Here is a 21,043-nt window from a genome sequence, read left to right as displayed (position 1 = left end):
ACTGACTAACATCGTCAATTTTTAAATTCCAATAATCAGTATATGGAAAGTCAATCCGATGAGAACTCCAAAAAAGTAAAGTAATCCAATAATCACTAAATTTTCTTTAAGTAACTTATTCATTTTAAATAAGGTTAACAATCCTGCCCCCACACCTGTACAAAGTCCTGCTAACAAAGAACCAAAGGTAATCATGCCTTTTAAATAAAGATCAGTTAATAAAACAGATGCTGCACAGTTAGGAATTAATCCGATGAGCGCTGCTAAAAAAGGTTGTCTATAAGAGGTTGTCATTAATACCCGTGCCAATGTGTCTTCTCCAATCCAGGAAATAACCAAGTTAATCAAAAACGTCATGATAAATAAAAAGACTAGCACCTTCACTGAACGTTCAAATGCCTCTATAAAAATTGATTTCTCCTTTTGATACTCGTATCTAGAAACTGTGGATAATTCTGATCTTTCTCCTCTCCATAATAAATCAATTAGAATTCCAACAAAACTTGCATAAATCACTTTTATTATGACTAATAACGCAATCATTTTCCACTGATTAACATGAGTAAACATCAATGGAATCGCCTCATCCGATGTGGCGATAAAAACTGCTAGCAAAGTTCCTAATGTAATCACACGTCCTGAGTATAAAGACGATGCTGCAATCGATGCCCCACACTGTGGAATACATCCACTTAAAGCTCCAGCGATTGGACCTAATTCTTTCTTTGCACATAAATTTATTTGCTTATGTTCCACCCATTCAAATATAGCGTACACTATATACAAAAGTGGCCAAACTTTAGCCGTATCCAAGAAAGCATCCATAAGTAAATCCATCTCTCTCATCCTTTCAATTGCATAAAAAAAGAAAACTTAATTAAAGTTTTCTTTTTAAATATATTAAACGAAACGAGAGTTCATTCGTTAATTAACGTAAATTTGTTTCAATGTATTTAAAGGCAGATTGTGCAGCGATTGCTCCATCGTTAACTGCTGTGACAACTTGGCGTAATTCTTTACTAATAACATCTCCCGCTGCAAAGACACCTGGAATCTTCGTCATCATGGCGTGATCAACGACTACATACCCTGATTCATCTGTAATTCCTAGATCTTTTACCATCTCCGTAATTGGATCTAATCCGATATAGATGAATGCTCCCGCTGCCTCAACTGTTGATACTTCACCTGTTTTCACATTTTTAACTTTTACGGCACCTAATTTTCCATCAGCTTCTTCAAATGATTCTACTGTTGAATCCCAAACAAATTCGATTTTTTCATCAGCAAAAGCACGTTGCTGAAGAATTTTTTGAGCACGTAATTCATCACGACGATGAATAACCGTTACTTTCTCAACTAATCCAGCTAAATAGATAGCTTCTTCGATTGCAGAATCTCCACCACCGATAACTGCAACTTTTTTCCCTTTAAAGAATGCTCCATCACAAACAGCACACCATGAAATTCCACGTCCTGATAATTGTTGTTCACCTGGTACATTTAATAAACGGTGTTTGGTTCCTGTTGCTACGATAATTGTTTTAGCGTAAACTTTATGATCTCCACAATCGATAACTTTTGTTCCATCCTCCGCAATTGTTACATTTTCAACGTAACCATATGCATATTCAGCTCCTGCTGCTTGAGAATGTTCAAACATTTTCATTGATAAATCAGGCCCAGAAATCTTTTCAAATCCTGTATAATTTTCAATTTCGAATGTATTAACCATTTGTCCACCTGGAGCTCCGCGTTCGATCATAACAACAGAAAGACTCGCACGTGCTGCATAAATTGCAGCTGTCATTCCAGCAGGCCCTGCTCCGATAATCGCAACATCATATACTTTTTCCATTATTGAACACCTTCCTTTTTAATAATTTCTACTAGTTCATCAGCAGTATTAATTATATAAGTCGGATTAAACCCTCGCAAATAATCTGCACCTTTTAATGCCCAACCGACTGCAATACTTTTGACTGATGCATGATTTGCACACTCAATATCGTGTGAATTGTCACCCACCATTATAACTTCATCTTTTAAAAGATTTAGCTTTTTTAATGCTAATTCAATCGGTTCTTGATGGGGTTTAGGTTGCGTGACTTCATCTGATGAAATAATATAATCAAAATAATCTAAAATATTTGTATGTTTCATTGCCTTTAACGTCATATCACGTTTTTTAGATGTGACGATGACTAATCTTAATCCTAAAGCTTTTAAAGCTTTAAGCATTTCTTCGATTCCAGGATAGATTTTAATTAATCCATCATGATTTAACACATAATGATGACGATACATCTCAACCATTTCCGAAATGTTTTGTGGATAATATTTCATCGCTGTTTGTTCGAGTGTTGGACCAATACAGTCGATAATTTCTTCATATGTGAATTCACGGTTCGGATAATAGTGTTTAAATGTGTCTGTAAATGATTTAATGATTAAATCATTTGTATTTAATAGAGTTCCATCTAAATCAAATAATACAGCTTTAATCATGAGTCTAGACTCCTTTTAGTTTTTTAAATAGAAACTACGATATGTGACCAAATTCTTTTTCATTACACGTCTTGCAACAACAACAATTAAAACAGCTATAACTGTGATGATTGAAATAAATTGAGCCATACGAATCGTATCCGTTAACATCAAACTATCCGTTCTCATTCCTTCAACAAAGTAACGACCAATTGAATACCAAATAGCATAAAAGGCTGCAATTTCTCCAACTAATAATTTACTTAGTTTTCGTAAGATAAAGATTGCAATTAAAAATCCAATCACATTCCAAAGTGATTCATATAGGAAAGTTGGATGATAATATGCCCCGTTAATATACATATTATTGATCACAAAATCTGGGATGAATAATGAATGCAAAAATTCTCGTTGAGCATCAAGTGTTGCACCTGGAACAACTCCACCATGCGCCTCTTGATTCATAAAATTCCCCCAACGTCCAATCGCTTGAGCAATAAAGAAACTGACAGCTGCAATATCTGTGATAAGCCACAGTGAAATATTTTTTCGTTTACAGAAGAAGTATCCAAAAATAACAGATGCTATAATTGCACCATGAATTGCAATCCCTCCCTGCCAAATTTTAATAATATCCTCAGGATGGACAGAGTAATAATCCCAAGAAAAAGCGACGTAATAAATACGAGCTCCAATAATAGCGATTGGTAAGCCAAATGTCACTAAATCATAAAAGAATTCTGGTTTAATCCCCATACGTTTCCCTTCACGAATGGCAAGATAAAGTCCGATTGCGACCCCTGACATAATCAAAACTGCATACCAATAAATAGTAATGGGCCCCAATTGTAAAAATACACGATTTAACGGTTCAATTGCTGAGTGATCCATATTATCCTCCTTATTACATGAAAAGTGAGGCTGCACGTCCTCACCTCTAAATCATTTATTGATTATTTTTATTTTGAATATAGCTATTTAATTGATTTGTGAAAGCTTCTGCTGCGTTATACCCCATAACTTTTAATCGATGGTTCATCGCAGCTACTTCAATTAAAGAGGCAATACTACGTCCTGGACGAACAGGAATTGTAATTTTCGTAATGTCTGTATTGAATAATCGAGTCGTTTCATCTGATAATCCAATTCGATTATAAATTTTTTCATTATTCCAATCTTCTAATTCGATCATTAATGTCACGCGTTTTTTATGACGATACGCACGGGCACCAAACATTTCAACCACGTTGATAATCCCAATCCCACGAACTTCAATAAATTGTTGTAATAATTCTGGCGCTCGTCCTACAACTAATCCTGGTTCTTTTTCATAAATATCTACTCGATCATCGGCAATCAATTGATGACCACGGTGAATTAATTCTAAAGCTGTCTCACTTTTCCCGATACTACTTTTTCCGGTAATTAAAACTCCAATCCCATTGACGTCAACAAGTACCCCATGTACTGATTCAATTGGAGATAAAGCTTCCTCTAAATAATTTGAAATTGATGTAAATAAAACAGTTGTTTCTTTTTGACTTCTTAACATCGGCACTTGCGTTTCATTTGCTAACTCCATCATTTCTTCTGGAATTTCAAAGTTTTTAGAGAAAATAATAACTGGGGTATCTTCTGTGAATAAAACACGAGCTCTTTCTTTTCGAGTTTGTGAATCTAATGTTTGAAGATATAACCATTCTTTTGTTCCAATAATTTGAACACGGCGTTTTGCACTGTCTCTAAAATATTCTATAACACCCGCAAGCTCCATTCCAGGACGTGAAATCATTTGTTCTGTAATTTTACGATCTAATGAAATCTCTTTCGTGATTACTTCTAATTTTAATTCTTGAACTAAATCTGCAACTGTTACGACATTCATCCTATCACCACCAAATAATTTTAATGAATTTTATTCATCTTTATGAGCTATCGTTTAGAAAACGACTTATCTTTAGTTTTGATTACAATTTCACTTTTATTGTATCTTCTTTTAAAAAGTAATGGTTAATTGCCATCCTTAATAATGAAATGAAAATAGAAGCTAATACAGCAACACCAAATGATGTAATCTCAAAACTTGGTCCCATTAAATAATCAGCTATAACTAACAGAAATCCATTAACAAAAACATAGAATAATCCAAAAGTCATAATGGTTAATGGGAGCGTTAAAAGGACTAAGATAGGTTTTAAGATTATATTTAAGATAGACATTATAATGGCTGCGTTACAGGCATCTAAAAAGCTACCTAAATAAAATCCACCTAACCATCCACTTGTCACCATTAAAACAATCGTATAAATCATTAAATTAATTAAAATAGACTTTAAATCAAAGCACCCAACTTGTTTTGAATATATGACTTCGGTACCTGAACGATTTTTACCCGATTGTTTTTTTTCATTTTTAGCATCCCCATTTAAGAGATTTTCAATTACTTTATTTTCATCAATAACTTCTCGATCAGACTGATTAAGATTTTCTTTCCGATTCATTCTACTCCCTCCAAAGTCTAGTCAATATTATTGTATCATAACTCAAACGTATCACAACACTTTTAGCAATTCATGTCAATTTGTTTCTAGGGCTTTTAATATAATAAAAAAGCCTTCTAGCTTTAACAATCATGTTAAATCTAGAAGACTCTTGAATATTTACGCGTCACGTTATGACCATTTTAATGCTTCAGCTAATGACCTTGATATTGATTGTCGTAAGAACTTTCACTAACTGTCCATCCCTCTACAAGCAATTAAAATTGTTAAGTGGCTATAACGCCTCGTAAATGAAAGATTACCAGCCCAATCTGAGGACTTTAGTTTGTTTGTATTTGCGGCCAAAATCCCATGCGTTGGTATTGACCAATAAATCTAAATCATTTCCAGTGATAGCACTTCCTCGGTCAAGAACGATTGCTTTTCCGATTCCATCAATGTCAACAATTGTTCCACAAGGATAATCTTTCCCTGCGGCTACGATACGAAGTTGTCCGTATTCACTATCATTATAGTAAATCGTATTACTAACATCCGTATACGGCTTACATGCTACTCGTGAACCTCCACCAGCACTTTGAACATCATATGCTGTCATATTGGCAACAAATGAAGTAATGGCTCCAGTTCCAACAGCAATTGTGCGTGGTTGACCTTCATCAACTACATTAGTCGCTACTTTAGTTTGTTCAACGTGATCTCCGTTTTTATAAACTTTTTCGTAGACGTGCTCAACTACTTTTGGACTTCCTTCATTCCAAACTTCCTGTTCATTACTAGGAAGTTCATCCGTGTAAACATATTCAGTATCTAAATTTATTTCTTCATAAACAGATTCATACTCTTTTTCAACACGGGTAATTTCAATTTCCATATCACCTTCTACATGAGAAGTTCTGGCAACTGAAATTTCATCATTTGTACTTAGCTCGATACTACGAGCTTTTAATACATCATCGACAGTCGGTTCCGTTGTCATAACAAGAGTTTTAATTCCCCCATCGTTAATTACGACAGGTTGTGCTCTTGTAATATCAATTTCCATACCATCATAAACGCGATCATCAAAACTCACGTTCATATCATCAAAATTTCCAACTCTGATTTTTTGTTCCTTTAAGAACTCATCCACGGTTTGCTGATATGTTGTGAATGTACTTAGCTCTCCATTATCATTGATGTTTACTTCCTTCAAGTTGGATTGCATGACGGCGTAGATACCAACCACTATTACGCATAAAGCTGTAATAAATGCAATTAGGTCTCGTTTCATCTCATGCGCCTGTTGCCTAAAACACTATAGTGAATAATCATTCACCAAGCTCATTTTAGCAACAGTTCACCTCCTTCTTTACGTCCGATAAACAAGCAAGTAATCTTTCTAGCGTGAGCTTACGACTCGCCTATCATAGCACGAGGTCAAAAAAAAGGTCAACACTATCACCGCTTCTAATTCTTGTTTAATACATTTTTTATACAAAAAGAACATAAAAGTATAGTGATTCGGACACATTTCGTTCGTTTTTCGATGATTTTCCTGATTTTTCTAGAACACTTTGTCTGAAATGCGCATTATCGACCGTTTTAAGATGAATTAAAAAAACAAAGAGAGCCTCTTCCTTAAGAAAAAGCTCTCTTTTATTTTCTATCTATTTTGTCTTAGACGATCTCGCTCTAAAACTTTTTTCAAATACTTACCGGTATAAGACCCCTCTACATTAGCAACTTCTTCTGGCGTTCCTTTAGCAACAATCGTTCCTCCACGATTACCACCTTCAGGACCTAAATCAATAATATAATCTGCCATCTTAATCACATCTAAATTATGTTCAATAATAACAATAGTAGCTCCTTCATCAACCATTCTCTCAAGAACCTTTAATAATCGTCTGACATCATCTACATGTAATCCGGTTGTTGGTTCATCCAATATATATACCGTTTTATCTGTTATACGACGATGAAGCTCTGATGCTAATTTAACACGTTGTGCTTCTCCTCCTGATAAAGTAGAGGCTGGTTGTCCTAATTGTAAATATCCTAATCCAACATCGCATAAGGTTTTCAATTTACGAGCAATTTTGGGATGATGTTCAAAGAAATGATACGCATCTTCGACTGTCATCTCTAAAATATCGGCAATATTTTTCCCTCGATACGTGACACTCAAAGTTTCACGATTATATCGTTTACCATGACAAACTTCACAAGGAACATAAACATCTGGCAAGAAGTGCATCTCAATTTTTAGTAAACCATCGCCACGACAGGCTTCACAACGGCCACCTTTCACATTAAAAGAGAAACGTCCTTTTTGATAACCTCGAACTTTTGCTTCATTTGTTGCCGCAAATAAATCTCGAATATCATCAAACACACCCGTATACGTTGCTGGATTAGAACGTGGCGTTCTCCCAATAGGAGATTGATCAATATCAATAATTTTTTCAATAAATTCGAGTCCTTTTATCTCTTTATGAGCGCCAGGCTTATCTTTCATACGATATAATTTTGTCGCAATTGATTTATATAAGATATCATTAATTAACGTTGATTTCCCCGACCCTGATACTCCAGTTACAACATTCATAACACCCATTGGAATTGAAAGGTTAATATTTTTTAAATTATTTTCAGAAGCACCTTTGACTTCAATAAAATTCCCATTTCCTTTTCGACGTTCTTTTGGAAGGAAAATCTGTTTCTTTCCACTTAAGTATTGTCCTGTAATAGATTTATCATTCTTCATCACTTCATCAGGGGTACCTGCGGCTACAATCTCTCCACCATGAATCCCTGCACCAGGACCAATATCGATTAAATAATCACATGCCATCATTGTATCTTCGTCATGTTCAACCACAATTAACGTATTTCCCAGATCTCGCATCGATTTTAATGTTTCAATTAAACGGTCATTATCACGCTGATGTAATCCGATTGAAGGTTCATCTAACACGTATAAAACACCTGATAAACGTGAACCAATTTGCGTTGCCAAACGAATACGTTGTGCTTCTCCTCCTGATAATGATCCTGCTGAACGACTTAATGTTAAATAATCTAATCCAACATTAACTAAAAAGCTTAATCGTTCTGTAATCTCTTTCAAAATTAAATTTGCAATTAATCTATCTTTATCATTTAAATTTAAGTTTTCAATAAAATCTAATGCTTCTTGAATTGAAAGATCAGTAAAATCATTAATATTTTTTCCATCAATTAAAACAGATAAAGCTTGCTGCGATAAACGTTTACCCTGACACTTTTTACATTTTAATTCAGACATAAAGCCTTCAATCCATTCGCGCATAAATGATGAATTAGTTTCCATATAGCGACGTTCTAGATTATTAACAACACCTTCATAAGTATCAAATTTTTCTTGCTTTATCCCACTCTCAGATTCTAATAAAAAATGAATCGGTTCTGTCGTTCCATATAAAATAATTTGTTTTTCTTTATCTGTTAACTCTTCGAATGGTTTATCTAAATCAATTCCATAATGGCGACAAACGTTATCTAGCATTTTACGGGCATAATTTTCTTCCTTTTCCCATCCTCGAATAGCACCTTGTGCGATTGATAATTTTGGATCTGGAATTAATAAGTCCACATCAATTTTTTTCTGAACACCAAGACCACTACATTCTGGACATGCTCCAAATGGGGAGTTAAATGAAAACATACGAGGCTCTAATTCACCAACAGAGAAATCACAATAAGGACAAGAGAAGTGTTCACTAAATACTAATTCTTCTTCTCCTATCACATCGATTAATACTTTTCCTGCTCCAAGTTTTAAAGCAGTCTCTAATGAATCTGCCAAACGAGCACTTGAATCTGGTTTTATTGCAATACGATCAACAACGACTTCAATTGTGTGCTTTTTATTTTTATTTAACTCGATTTCATCATCTAAATCTCTCATTTCACCATCAACACGGACGCGAACATAACCATCTTTTTTTAACTGTTCAAACACTTTAACATGTGTTCCTTTTTTACCTACAATCATGGGAGCTAAAATTTGCATTCTTGTACGTTCTGGGTATTCATATAGACGATCAACCATTTGTTCAACTGATTGAGCTTTAATCTCTACACCATGAACGGGACACACAGGTTTTCCAATACGAGCAAATAGTAGGCGCAAATAATCATAAATTTCTGTAACTGTTCCTACTGTTGAACGAGGATTACGATTTGTTGTTTTTTGATCAATCGAAATAGCTGGAGATAATCCCTCAATAGAGTCTACATCTGGCTTTTCCATATTGCCTAAAAACTGACGGGCATAAGCCGATAAACTTTCCACATATCGGCGTTGACCTTCTGCGTAAATCGTTTCAAAGGCAAGTGATGATTTACCAGAACCTGATAAACCAGTTAAAACAACTAACTGATTACGTGGAATTTCAACATCTATATTTTTCAAGTTTTGTTCTCTAGCACCTTTTACGATAATTTTATCATTCATGATGAGATTCACCTCATTCTTTCTATATCTAAACAAAAATGTTTTTCATAATTTTTAAAACCATATTCAGCATTTAATCTTCGATAATGATTGGAATTTTTGATAAAGGTAAAAACAGTGTAAATGTTGAACCAACATTCACTTTACTCTCTACAATCAGATTCCCTCCCATTACTTCAGCTAATCGTTTTGAAATACTTAATCCAAGCCCTGTACCACCAAACTGTCTAGAAATAGAGTTATTTTCTTGTGTAAAGGAATCAAAAATAGAATTTAACTTATTTTCAGCAATTCCTTTCCCAGTATCTTTAACTCGTATACTCAAGTAAACTTCAGTTTCTGTTTGATAATCTAAATCAAAACTAACTTCTATTTTGCCATGCTCTGTGAATTTTAAAGCATTTGACATCAAATTAATAATAATTTGTTTAATCCTTGCTTCATCACCATATAAAACAGAAGGAATTTGTTCATCGATATTTACGACATAATCAAGACTTTTCTTACTCGTATTAATAATAAATAATTCTTCAATGACATGCGCTGTTTGGAATAAGTCGATCGTATCAATTTCTAATTTCACTTTTCCATCCTCTATTACAGAGAAGTCTAATAATTCATCGACTTGTTTTAATAATAAATCACTTGAATGATCAATTATTTCAATTTGTCTTAACTGTTTTGGATTATCAATACTTAATTTTAATAACTGAATATATCCTTTTATCGCATTTAATGGTGTTTTCAATTCATGTGATACTTTTGCTAAGAAATGTGTCTTAGCCTGATTAGCAACTAATGCTTTTTTCCAAGCATACTCAAGTTCCTGACTTTGATTATCTTTTACGGCCAGTAAACGTTCATTCTCTAAATAAGCATTTCTAATTCTTACAAATGAAAAACGCCAACTCGAGTTAATACCAGGTGGAATTGTATAATCTCCTTCTCCACATCGTCTTACATAGTCAACTAATAAATAACAAGGTCTAATGATCAAGATAAAAAGTAAATAGGATACAAATAAGAATAAAATAATCAATAAAATAGTACTAAACTCAAATAAACTAATCGTTTGCCTTAATACCATTTCCTGTAGTTCAGCTGTTGAATAAAAATGAACCATTTTAACAATTTCATCTGCTGGACTAAAGCGACTCACATAATACCCCTTATTTGTTAACTCTCTGATAACTAGCTCGATATTATCGGTAGATAACTCTTCAACCATCTCTAAATCAGCACTATCACTTTGAATATAAACATTATTTCCGATGTAATAAATAATATTATCCATTGTCGAAATTAGCGGAATATCTACATAATGAGCCAAATACTCTAGCATGATATATCCAATAGGATTTCCCTTGTAGTGGATTTCTTTATAAGTCCTTCCAAGACGTTGATTATCCTTGTCAATCTCTAATATAGTCACACCATTTGTCAACTCTATTTTATCTATATAATCAATCGTCTTTAACTCATCTTCTAATTGATTTGAATTAGAATAAGGTACTAATTCAAAATCGCAAAGATTATATTGTTCCATATACATTTCCTGTAAATCTGACAAAATAATATCCAACTGTTTAAAGGTTTGGAGATAAGCTAATCTTAACACGTTATCGTCTGTTAAAATTTTTGTATTAGATTCTTCTATTTCTTGCAAGATCATATTAATCTGATAATCTGGCAAAGTTTGATATACCTGATACGAACTCTCATAAAACCCCTCAATTACACTTCCAACTGACAATGTTAAATTCGTATATTTGGTTAAGGTATCATTAATTTCCTCACCAATAGTATTTAAGTTACGATCGATTTCTAATAATTTCTGTGAATAACTTTTTTCATAATTTAAATAAAAATTGACACAAAAAGCACAAACTACGACGACGAACAAAGCCCAAAAAGTCATAGTCAAGCGCCAAATTAATCGTTTCATTTCATCCCTCTATTTCATTTACTCAATCTCTCTAATAGAAATAAAAATAAAATTCTCATTTTATGAATTAGTATACATTCTTCTGTTAGATCTTCTTACTCCCAATTAATTAAATTTACGTCTATATCTTTTTCATTAGCATTACGGGTTAAAATTCCGAAAATTTCTTCAGTTGAACGCACTACGACTGTAATATCATAATAATTAGAGAATGTCTCATTCATTAACTGTGCTAACAACTGATGGAATGATAGCTTTTCAGCTAATCCATAAAAATCAATATTGACAGTAATCTCTAAATTATCTAGCTTATTATCAACATAATGAGCGACTCCGATTACTCCATAATAGTGAGGATAATATTCTTTGATTGTATCTTTGAACTTGACAAACTGTTCAGATAACTCATAATCAATTTCTTGAATTTTACTATCTGGTAATAAATAGTATTGTTCATTAACACTATCCCAGTTTTTAATTTTACTTGAGCCTGATGAAACTAATGTTTTAGCTACCATACGCCCTGGAACGACTGCACTTTGTTCTTGTAGAACATACAATCCGACCATGATATCAACATTTTCAAAACCTTCTTGAGTTCTCAAAATATCAATGGCATGTTGAGCAATCTCTTTTCCTTTTGCAATTAGTTCTTCTTCTTCTAGGACAACGGTTTGTGTATATCCTAATTCTTCATTTTTCCATGTTTGATAAGGATTTAACGCCAGTCCAATTGAAACACCTTTTAACGTTGTTTGATCACCCTCGAGTACAACATAATCTTGTTCTAGTAAATATGATAAATAAACAGGATTTATGGTCAGACCATTAATTTCAATTGTCTCACCAGTTGAAGGATTTAAGCCTAAATCAACATATTCATCATCTTCAGCTAACGCTTGCTCTAACTCTGCTTGCGTTTTTTTCTTTGCTAACATTTGTTTCACAACAGGTTTTGTTAAATACTGTCCCTCTTGGAAATAAACTTCATTCGTATTGAAATAAGACTGAGAATAACGCATTAACGAAAGCTCCATCTCTTCAATATCATATTTATTAGCTAAATAAGAGTAAACTAATCCACGAGTTGGACTTGAAACATATGGAATAATCGTACGATAGTACTGTTCTGTCGCATCATTAGATAATGTTTGTTTGGTTGGAGCCACTTGCGAAATATTCTCCTCTTGTACTGCTGGAACTGGAGGTTTTGAACAGGCAACTAATAGTATACTAAGTACAAAAACACTTAAAAATCTTAAATAAATTTTTTTCATTTTTAGCCCCTCCTACTCATTCATCATCGATAAAAACGTTGCTTCATCTAATACTGTCACGCCTAATTGCTGCGCTTTGGTTAATTTAGAACCACTTTTTGCTCCAGCGATTAAATAGTCTGTATTAGAACTAATACTTCCTGAAACTTTCGCCCCAAGCGATTCTAATTTAATGCCTGCTTCTTTTCTCGATAACGTTTCAAGTGTTCCAGTTAATACGACTGTTTTCCCAAAGAATACGTGCTCTGTATTAGCATCAGCTAAACGGGCCCCTTTATATGACATATTTAATCCTAGTTCTTTTAACTGATCAATTAATTCAACATTAGCCGTTTGAGAGAAATAATGAACGATACTATTTGCAATAACATCTCCGACCTCTGCTACTACTTTAAAGTCATCAAATTTTGCATCCATTAACGAATCCATATTTTCAAACTGAGTTGCTAGAACCTTAGCTGTCTTACTTCCAACATGACGAATTCCAAGTCCAAATAATAATTTCTCTAAACTATTTTCTTTACTTGCTTCAATTGCATTTAATAGATTCGTTGCTTTTTTATCTCCCATACGTTCAAGAGGCAATAATTGCTCTTTTGTTAGGCGATAAATGTCTGCAACATTTTCAATTAATTTATGTTCAAATAACTGCTCGACTACTTTGATTCCAAGTCCATCAATATTCATCGCATCACGAGAAACAAAATGACTTAAACTTTCAACAATTCGCGCAGGACAATCAATATTTAAACAATAATAATCCGCTTCACCTGCTTCACGAACTAATTCACTAGAACAACGTGGACAAGTTGAAATCATTTCAAATGGTATTTCATCGCCATTACGCGCATCAATGACTGGCTTTACAACCTCAGGAATAATTTCTCCTGCTTTTCGAATAATGACACGGTCATTAATACGTATATCTCGTGATGTCACATAATCTTCATTATGTAACGTTGCACGAGAAACTCGAGTTCCCGCTACACGAACCGGTTCTAACACAGCATTAGGCGTTACCATTCCTGTACGACCAACCGTAAATATAATATCCGTTAAAATGGTTTCAACTTCTTCAGCTGGGAACTTATAGGCAATCGCCCAACGTGGACTCTTCACTGTGTTTCCTAACTTATCTTGTTCCTGTAATTGATTCACTTTAATTACAATTCCATCAATTTCATACGGTAAATCAAAACGCGCATTTGTCCAACGGTTAATGTACTCTAAGACTTCATCAATATTTTCGCAGACTTGACGATTTGGATTTACATTAAAACCAAGTTCAGAAATTTTTTGTAAGCTCTCCTCATGTGTTGTACAACCTAAATCAGCCGCACTCGGAACCGCGTAACAAAACATTGCTAAGTTTCGTTTTGCCGCAATACGTGAATCTAATTGACGAAGCGAACCTGCGGCTGCATTACGAGGATTTGCAAATAACTCTTCTCCTTTAGCAGCACGTTCTTCATTTAACTTCTCAAGCGTCGCTTTTGACATATAAACTTCACCACGTACTTCAAGCGGTTGATTATTATTGATATGAAGAGGAATTGTTTTGATTGTTTTTAAGTTTTCCGAAATATCCTCTCCAATGACCCCATCCCCACGTGTTGCCCCTTTAACAAAGGCTCCATTATTATAATGTAGCGTCACGGCTAATCCATCGATTTTCAATTCACAAACATATGTTGCTTTTGGCGATACTTTTTTAACTCGTGTATCAAAATCACGTAAGTCACCCTCATTAAAAGCATTTGAAAGAGATAACATCGGTTTTTCATGTTCAATTTTATTAAATCCTTCTAGAACCTTTCCTCCAACACGAACCGTTGGAGAGGTATTAGACTTAAGTTCAGGATGCTTTTCTTCAAGTTCCATTAATTCCTGCATTAAACGATCGTATTCACGATCGCTAACACTCGGTTTATCTAATACATAATATTCATGGTTATACTGTGTTAAAAGCTTTGTTAACTCTTCAATTCGAAGTTTTTCCATGACTAATCCTCCGTTACTCATATTTACTCTTCTTTATATGTTTAATCATGACTCATTAAGAACGTTTTTTCAAAGCAGGATGTGATCCCATCAACTTTTTAATGCCGTGCGGAGCACTAAAAGCAATTGAAACGACTTCTCCTTTAACTCCTACGACAACGCCTTCACCGAATGATTCATGTTCCACTTTATCGCCACTATTCCAAGAGGCATTATTGTTTAAGCTAATAGTTTTAATGTTACGCTTCGGCTCTTCTTTTTTAGGCTCTAATACTTCACTTAAACTAAATGAAGGACGTGGGCGTGATTGAACACCTGTTTTATTTAAATACTCTTCACTAATTTCACGAATAAACATTGACTCTGGATTCGCTGTACGATTTCCATACTGATATCGACTTTGTGCGTTTGTAATAATTAAAATATCTTCCGCACGCGTAATCGCCACATAAGCTAATCGACGCTCCTCCTCTAATTCATCGGCTCCTTCTTCAATCGCAGAACGTAGTGGGAAGACGCCATCTTCAAATCCGCAAAGGAAAACAACAGGGAACTCAAGACCCTTTGCAGCATGAATGGTCATAAGTGTTACTTTTGATTCATTTGATTCTTCTTCCGTTTCAACATCCGTTTGTAACATTAAATCATTTAATAAAATCGTTAATTTAACTGATGTTGGTAAATCTTCAGCACGTTCTTCACTTTCTTCTTCAGCTAAAATTAAATCTAATTCTTGCTCCTCAAAGTGACCTGCCATCGATTTAAACTCTTCTAAGTTATCAATACGGCTATCTGCTTCAATTGTTTTTTCATCTTTTAACATTTGTAAATAACCTGTACGCTCAAGAACCATATCAATTAATTCAACCATTGAATACGTGTCCATTTCCATACGCATCATATAAATCATTGTTTTAAAATCCATCATTTTATTTAATGTTGCTTTAGGAATAACACCTGTTGCATCTTGGATACTTGCCATACATGATAGTTCAGACTCAGCTGCAAAAACTTTAAGTTTATCCACAGACGTTGCCCCAATTCCACGCTTTGGTTCATTAACGACGCGTGCAAATGATAAATCATCATCAGGATTTAAAATTAATCGCAGATAGGCCATTAAATCTTTAATCTCTTTACGTTTGAAGAAACTTTGTCCACCAACTAAACGATAAGGAATATTTTGACGAAGTAGCGCCTGTTCAATCGCACGTGATTGAGAGTTTGTTCGATATAATACAGCAAACTCATGGTATTCATGTGCATCTCGGTGCATATAAGAGATTTTGTCTGCTACATAAGTCGCTTCTACATCACCATCTGTTGCACGGTAATATTCAATAACATCACCAACACCACGATCAGACCATAATTTTTTATCACGACGTCCACTATTATTTTTAATAACATCATTAGCTGCGTTTAAAATCATTTGTTTTGAACGATAGTTTTGCTCAAGTAGAACAACTGTTGCATCAGGATAATCATGTTCAAATGATAAAATATTTTCAATATTCGCTCCACGCCAACTATAAATTGACTGATCAGAGTCTCCTACAACGCAAATATTTCTAAACTTTTTAGCTAACATCTTAACGATGGTATATTGAGCATTATTTGTATCTTGATACTCATCGATATGGATATATTGGAATTTGTTTTGATAGAATGCTAAAACTTCAGGCTCTCTTTCAAATAAATGAACAGTTAACATTAATAAATCATCAAAGTCAACACGGTTATTTTTAAATAATACTTGTTGATATTTTTCATAAACACGAATAACATCTTCATTTTCAAATTCCTTACGTAAATCACGAGGTGTTTTTAGTTCATTCTTCGCATTACTAATTTGATTTAAAAAGTATTTAGGCGACTGACGTTTTGGATCTAAGTTTAATTCTTCCATAACTGTTTTAATGACACTTAATTGATCTGTATCATCTAAAATTCCAAAGTTTAAATCATATCCAATTAAATCGATATCGCGACGTAAAATACGTACACACATCGAGTGGAATGTTGAAATCCAAACATCTTTTCCACGATCACCAATTAGTTTTTCCACACGCTCTTTCATTTCACGTGCAGCTTTATTCGTAAACGTAATTGCTAAAATATTATACGGAGCTACTAATTTTTCAGACATTAAATAAGCAATACGATGCGTTAAAACACGTGTCTTTCCTGAACCAGCTCCTGCCATAACAAGTAATGGACCTTCAGTTGTCTCAATTGCCTGTTTTTGCTGTGGATTCATATTCTGTAATAAATGATTCATCATTTCACCTCTATATTCAAACATATAATTTTTTAACATTTTTATACTCAGTCTTAGCTTTCATAGTAAGACGTCCTATAGTCTAAGGGATTTAAGTGTGTGATAACACATTCCCCAACTGCTAGGAATAAATTCCCTACATCAAAGAATGATCCTCCGTTAGTAAGCAGAAGTAAAAATTTTTTAACCTTCTAAAAATTATTTAGTCTTATATATAAAAATTTCAATTATTTCATATTTAAAGACATTCTGTTTTATTATAACAATTTTAGCTATCAAATTAAACAAACAAATGTTCAAGTTCAGCCATTTTTTGAGAATAAATTTAGAAAAGAGACATATTTATTATTTTACAGTTATTTCAGATTCCTTATTCAACTTTTGATAAATTAGATTCACATCCAAACATTGATAAATTTATACTTATTTAAATTTTAAAAAAACACTTATTTTATACGTGATCTTAACTTTTAAAACTCGTATTTCCTATAAACTTCCCCCCTAATAAAAAAGCTCAACTAGAATAATGCAAATCTTAGAATTGACGACACGAATTCTAAGATTTTAGACCTCGACCAAATGCTAATTCCCCTGACCATTAAGTAGTAGATTATCTTCGACAATCATTGAGGAACCTCTACAGTTTTATTCACCCTCTGTGTTTTTCATACACATCATTAAAGATAAAGATTAATACTTCACATAATGGGCCCTCCCCATCAGTGATTAAGCACTTTAGAAAAAAAACCACGTTCAATGAACGTGGCCTTATATAAACTTAGCTGTGGGCTTCGATACCTGTCCAACAATAGAGACTTCGTCTAAAAGAAAACACGCTCATGTAGAGCGTGTTTTCTATATAAAAAGCTTAATTACAGGCGGTAAGTCCACTGCCACAGCTTTATAATTTAAAACTTGATTTTAATGATACGATTCGGTTGAATGATAGTTTTCCGTCTTTTGTGCGGATTGGATCCACGTTGAAGTATCCATGGCGGAAGAATTGGAATTTGTCGTGTCCTTTTACATCTTTCATGTTTTCTTCTACGAATCCTTGTACGATTTCTTCAGAGTTTTTATTGATGCGCTCTAAGAATGGTAATCCTTCTGTTTCTTCATTTTCGATTAATAATGGTTCGTATAAATGGAAGTCTGCTGGGATGTTGTGTGTTGCATCTACCCAGTGAATTGTTCCTTTTACTTTACGTCCTGTGAATCCTGATCCTGATTTTGTTTCTGGATCATATGTCGCATGAATTTCAGTGATATTACCTTCTTCGTCTTTAATCACATCTGTACACTTGATGAAGTAAGCGTGTTTTAAACGAACCTCATTTCCAGGGAATAAACGGAAGTATTTAGGAACTGGATTTTCCATGAAGTCTTCTTGTTCAATATAAATTTCACGAGAGAATGGAATTTTACGCATTCCCATTTCAGGAACTTCTGGATTAATCTCAGCGTCTAGATATTCAACTTGTCCTTCTGGATAGTTTGTAATTACAACTTTTAAAGGTTTTAACACTGCCATTGTACGAGGCGCTTTTAATTTTAAATCTTCACGGATGAAGTGTTCTAACATTTGTGGATCAATTGTACTAACCGCTTTAGATAATCCCGCTTCTTGAATGAAGTTGGTAATAGCTTCTGCTGTATATCCACGACGACGAAGTCCTGCAACTGTTGGCATACGTGGATCATCCCATCCACAAACAATCCCTTCATCAACTAATTGTTTTAAATAACGTTTTGACATGATTGTATTTTTCATGTTTAAACGAGCGAATTCAATTTGGCGAGGTTTAGCTTCTGTTTCGCAATTTTCAATTACCCAATCATAAAGTGGACGGTGATCCTCATATTCTAATGAACATAAAGAGTGAGTAATTCCTTCAAATGCATCTTCAAGTGGATGAGCATAGTCATACATTGGGTAAATGCACCACTTATTACCTGTATTATGATGCTCTGTATGTAAAATACGATATAAAGCAGGGTCACGTAAGTTCATATTAGGTGAAGCCATATCAATTTTTGCACGAAGTACACGAGAACCATCTGGATAAAGACCATTTTTCATATTTTCAAATAACTCTAGATTCTCTTCTACTGTACGATTACGGTATGGAGATTCAACTCCTGGTTGAGTTAATGTTCCACGATTTTCACGCATTTGTTCAGGAGTTTGATCATCAACGTAAGCTTTACCTTTTTTGATTAAATCGATTGCATGTTCATACATTTTATCAAAAGTATCAGAAGCGAATAATAATTGGTTATACTCTACACCTAACCATTTAATATCGTTAATAATTCCTTGAACATATTCTTCATCTTCTTTTACAGGATTTGTATCATCAAAACGAAGGTTCATTTTTCCGCCAAATTCTTTAGCTAATAAATAATTTGTTAAAATCGCTTTCGCATGTCCGATATGTAAGTAACCATTTGGTTCTGGTGGGAAACGTGTAATAATCTCTTTATGTTTACCACTTTCTAAATCCTCTTTCATAATCGTCTTAATGAAGTTTGAATTTTCATTGACCATTTCCATAAAAACACCTCGCTAAGATTCAAAAATTTCCTTTTTATAAAATAAAAATCCATTTCTAGATTATATCATAAGTCTACTTTAGATAGTATCATTATTCCACTAAATCCATTGATAAATTCATCATTTCGCCATACTTAGTAAATAAATCCTGTGCCAACTTCGCATCTTCTTCCAATCCATCAGTTCCATTAAACGATGTAATAAATAATAAAATCTTTTTCGTCTCTTCCGTAATACGAGTTCTTGGCGTATCAGATGTCGGAGTCCCAAAAGGTCCTATCTCATCACAATAGACTGGAATATTTTCGATATTAATTTGGCCACGGCCAATCCCTTCGTAAGCCTCATCTTTTCCTATACGAATCAGCACATCTCCTTGAATTTTATCAAGGTCAAGAACTGCGACACTTCTTTGAGTTTTAACAGATAAAACATTTCCGATATCAACTGCATTATTTACAAAATATAGACCACTTCCTTTAATTAAACGGCGAAGAAGTGCTTCAGTTGATAAACGATAACGTGATGGGTCCTTACCTAATGCCTTATACCCACTACGAGCTGCAGCAATACGTGGTTCTTTTAATAACGTTTCAAGAGTTAATCGATTCATCACGTCTTTTTCCATCTCTAACATTTCATTCTTTAATGCGTCATCTGTTGGTTTAACCGTCATTTCAAATGACATAACCGCTAAACAATATCCCGGAACTTTTTCTTTTAATTGTTGATCTATTTTAATTGTAGTCATGATTTCTCCTCCAAGTTGTCATAATACTTATTATATAACTAAAAAAAGATAGTTTTAAACTATCTTCTTAATTTTTATTAATAGAATCAGCTTCCTTTTGACGAAGTTCATTTTCCATCAAAGCATAAGCTACTGCCAATTCTTTAAGTTTTTGCTCTCGTTCTTTTTCAATACAATATTGTTGAACATACAGTATCATTCCAAACGAAATAATGATTAAGACACTTAGATTAATGATATCCATAAAGGGTTGCTTCATCCCATCAATATAATATTGATTAGAAGATAGAACATAATAAACAACTAAAAATAAAGCATACCACTTCATCCAATTAAATAAATTAGATGGATTAATTTGTGTCACACGAATTTTATTCACAAAAAATAAAAACAAAATTAAAATAGATAAAATCAAAAATACAATAACGACCATAAACATAGCTCCCTCAAATGAGTTTTCCACTTTATGATTCCCAATTAATCTCTATTTTATCCCCATTTTTTTAAAAATCTTCGCTGTGTTAGACAATTTTGTTGGTGGGTAAAAATGCTTAATAGCAATGATTTTAACTAAGAATTTTTAAAGGTGATCTTTGCTTTAAGCGAATGAAGTATTAAAAACAACATTTTCGTCTAACAGAGCCAAAATCTTAAATCTTCCATAGGGATTAATGTTTGTTATAATTTTTTATTCTATATACAAACAGAAATATATTTCACTATTATAAATGAGTCTCAGTACTGAAATCTTTTTGATCCTTAGGTG

The 21,043-nt window shown here is 33.6% G+C and carries 15 protein-coding genes; all 15 read right to left on the bottom strand.

Translation table 11 applies throughout. The annotated features are described in order from the left end of the window. Nucleotides 1–21: 21 nt before the first annotated feature. The 15 genes from J6D32_RS10225 to J6D32_RS10155 all read right to left on the bottom strand — a co-directional run bounded on the left by J6D32_RS10225 (nucleotide 22) and on the right by J6D32_RS10155 (nucleotide 20,710). Nucleotides 22–837, bottom strand: coding sequence for a putative manganese transporter (locus tag J6D32_RS10225; RefSeq protein ID WP_055164619.1), 816 nt, complete (start codon nucleotides 835–837; stop codon nucleotides 22–24). A 91-nt stretch (nucleotides 838–928) separates the two neighbouring features. Beyond that, on the bottom strand, nucleotides 929–1,858 hold the full coding sequence (gene trxB, locus J6D32_RS10220) for a thioredoxin-disulfide reductase (protein WP_006785189.1): 930 nt from the start codon (nucleotides 1,856–1,858) through the stop codon (nucleotides 929–931). Further along, nucleotides 1,858–2,508: a pyrophosphatase PpaX gene (ppaX, locus tag J6D32_RS10215; protein WP_055164621.1), complete on the bottom strand. Its 651-nt coding sequence runs from the start codon at nucleotides 2,506–2,508 to the stop codon at nucleotides 1,858–1,860. The genes trxB and ppaX overlap by 1 nt, the downstream gene beginning before the upstream one ends. 15 nt (nucleotides 2,509–2,523) lie before the next feature. Beyond that, nucleotides 2,524–3,378 carry a prolipoprotein diacylglyceryl transferase gene (gene lgt, locus J6D32_RS10210; protein ID WP_006785187.1) on the bottom strand — a complete coding sequence of 285 codons (855 nt, stop codon included), beginning with the start codon at nucleotides 3,376–3,378 and terminating at the stop codon, nucleotides 2,524–2,526. Nucleotides 3,379–3,433: 55 nt separating this feature from the next. Then, on the bottom strand, nucleotides 3,434–4,372 hold the full coding sequence (gene hprK, locus J6D32_RS10205; RefSeq protein ID WP_006785186.1) for an HPr(Ser) kinase/phosphatase: 939 nt from the start codon (nucleotides 4,370–4,372) through the stop codon (nucleotides 3,434–3,436). Nucleotides 4,373–4,454: 82 nt separating this feature from the next. Further along, nucleotides 4,455–4,988, bottom strand: coding sequence for a phage holin family protein (locus J6D32_RS10200; RefSeq protein WP_006785185.1), 534 nt, complete (start codon nucleotides 4,986–4,988; stop codon nucleotides 4,455–4,457). A gap of 298 nt (nucleotides 4,989–5,286) precedes the next feature. Then, nucleotides 5,287–6,261: a resuscitation-promoting factor gene (locus J6D32_RS10195; RefSeq protein ID WP_006785184.1), complete on the bottom strand. Its 975-nt coding sequence runs from the start codon at nucleotides 6,259–6,261 to the stop codon at nucleotides 5,287–5,289. Nucleotides 6,262–6,633: 372 nt separating this feature from the next. Next, nucleotides 6,634–9,468 carry an excinuclease ABC subunit UvrA gene (gene uvrA, locus J6D32_RS10190; protein WP_287467652.1) on the bottom strand — a complete coding sequence of 945 codons (2,835 nt, stop codon included), beginning with the start codon at nucleotides 9,466–9,468 and terminating at the stop codon, nucleotides 6,634–6,636. Nucleotides 9,469–9,541: 73 nt separating this feature from the next. Continuing rightward, nucleotides 9,542–11,413 carry a sensor histidine kinase gene (locus J6D32_RS10185; RefSeq protein ID WP_287467651.1) on the bottom strand — a complete coding sequence of 624 codons (1,872 nt, stop codon included), beginning with the start codon at nucleotides 11,411–11,413 and terminating at the stop codon, nucleotides 9,542–9,544. A gap of 95 nt (nucleotides 11,414–11,508) precedes the next feature. Then, nucleotides 11,509–12,690: a CamS family sex pheromone protein gene (locus tag J6D32_RS10180; protein WP_287467650.1), complete on the bottom strand. Its 1,182-nt coding sequence runs from the start codon at nucleotides 12,688–12,690 to the stop codon at nucleotides 11,509–11,511. 12 nt (nucleotides 12,691–12,702) lie between these two features. Continuing rightward, a complete protein-coding gene (ligA, locus tag J6D32_RS10175; RefSeq protein ID WP_040764069.1) occupies nucleotides 12,703–14,691 on the bottom strand; it encodes an NAD-dependent DNA ligase LigA in 1,989 nt (662 codons plus the stop codon). 55 nt (nucleotides 14,692–14,746) lie between these two features. After that, complete coding sequence (pcrA, locus tag J6D32_RS10170) at nucleotides 14,747–16,972, bottom strand: DNA helicase PcrA (RefSeq protein WP_006785179.1); 2,226 nt, start codon at nucleotides 16,970–16,972, stop codon at nucleotides 14,747–14,749. Between the two features lie 901 nt (nucleotides 16,973–17,873). Next, nucleotides 17,874–19,526 (bottom strand): glutamine--tRNA ligase/YqeY domain fusion protein, encoded by a 1,653-nt coding sequence (locus tag J6D32_RS10165; RefSeq protein ID WP_009606383.1) that lies wholly within the window; start codon nucleotides 19,524–19,526, stop codon nucleotides 17,874–17,876. Nucleotides 19,527–19,617: 91 nt separating this feature from the next. After that, nucleotides 19,618–20,277: a B3/B4 domain-containing protein gene (locus J6D32_RS10160; protein WP_006785177.1), complete on the bottom strand. Its 660-nt coding sequence runs from the start codon at nucleotides 20,275–20,277 to the stop codon at nucleotides 19,618–19,620. A 67-nt stretch (nucleotides 20,278–20,344) separates the two neighbouring features. Continuing rightward, the gene (locus J6D32_RS10155) at nucleotides 20,345–20,710 is read right to left on the bottom strand and encodes a hypothetical protein (RefSeq protein ID WP_006785176.1); all 366 of its coding nucleotides are present in this window, start codon (nucleotides 20,708–20,710) and stop codon (nucleotides 20,345–20,347) included. Nucleotides 20,711–21,043: the final 333 nt, after the last annotated feature.

The organism is Turicibacter sp. (assembly GCF_017941855.1).
GTDB classification, from domain to species: Bacteria; Bacillota_I; Bacilli_A; order MOL361; family Turicibacteraceae; genus Turicibacter; species Turicibacter sanguinis.
The sequence above is the reverse complement of the archived record's forward strand: the minus strand, read 5'-3'. Positions and strand labels throughout refer to the sequence as shown.

Excerpts from the sequence above, each read along its gene's own strand:
- uvrA (WP_287467652.1), bottom strand. The coding sequence starts at position 9,468 with ATGAATGATAAAATTATCGTAAAAGGTGCTAGAGAACAAAACTTGAAA.
- pcrA (WP_006785179.1), bottom strand. The coding sequence starts at position 16,972 with ATGAATCATTTATTACAGAATATGAATCCACAGCAAAAACAGGCAATT.
- hprK (WP_006785186.1), bottom strand. The coding sequence starts at position 4,372 with ATGAATGTCGTAACAGTTGCAGATTTAGTTCAAGAATTAAAATTAGAA.
- J6D32_RS10185 (WP_287467651.1), bottom strand. The coding sequence starts at position 11,413 with ATGAAACGATTAATTTGGCGCTTGACTATGACTTTTTGGGCTTTGTTC.
- J6D32_RS10195 (WP_006785184.1), bottom strand. The coding sequence starts at position 6,261 with ATGAAACGAGACCTAATTGCATTTATTACAGCTTTATGCGTAATAGTG.
- J6D32_RS10225 (WP_055164619.1), bottom strand. The coding sequence starts at position 837 with ATGGATTTACTTATGGATGCTTTCTTGGATACGGCTAAAGTTTGGCCA.
- J6D32_RS10155 (WP_006785176.1), bottom strand. The coding sequence starts at position 20,710 with ATGGTCGTTATTGTATTTTTGATTTTATCTATTTTAATTTTGTTTTTA.
- lgt (WP_006785187.1), bottom strand. The coding sequence starts at position 3,378 with ATGGATCACTCAGCAATTGAACCGTTAAATCGTGTATTTTTACAATTG.
- J6D32_RS10200 (WP_006785185.1), bottom strand. The coding sequence starts at position 4,988 with ATGAATCGGAAAGAAAATCTTAATCAGTCTGATCGAGAAGTTATTGAT.
- J6D32_RS10165 (WP_009606383.1), bottom strand. The coding sequence starts at position 19,526 with ATGGAAATGGTCAATGAAAATTCAAACTTCATTAAGACGATTATGAAA.
- ligA (WP_040764069.1), bottom strand. The coding sequence starts at position 14,691 with ATGGAAAAACTTCGAATTGAAGAGTTAACAAAGCTTTTAACACAGTAT.
- ppaX (WP_055164621.1), bottom strand. The coding sequence starts at position 2,508 with ATGATTAAAGCTGTATTATTTGATTTAGATGGAACTCTATTAAATACA.
- J6D32_RS10160 (WP_006785177.1), bottom strand. The coding sequence starts at position 20,277 with ATGACTACAATTAAAATAGATCAACAATTAAAAGAAAAAGTTCCGGGA.
- trxB (WP_006785189.1), bottom strand. The coding sequence starts at position 1,858 with ATGGAAAAAGTATATGATGTTGCGATTATCGGAGCAGGGCCTGCTGGA.
- J6D32_RS10180 (WP_287467650.1), bottom strand. The coding sequence starts at position 12,690 with ATGAAAAAAATTTATTTAAGATTTTTAAGTGTTTTTGTACTTAGTATA.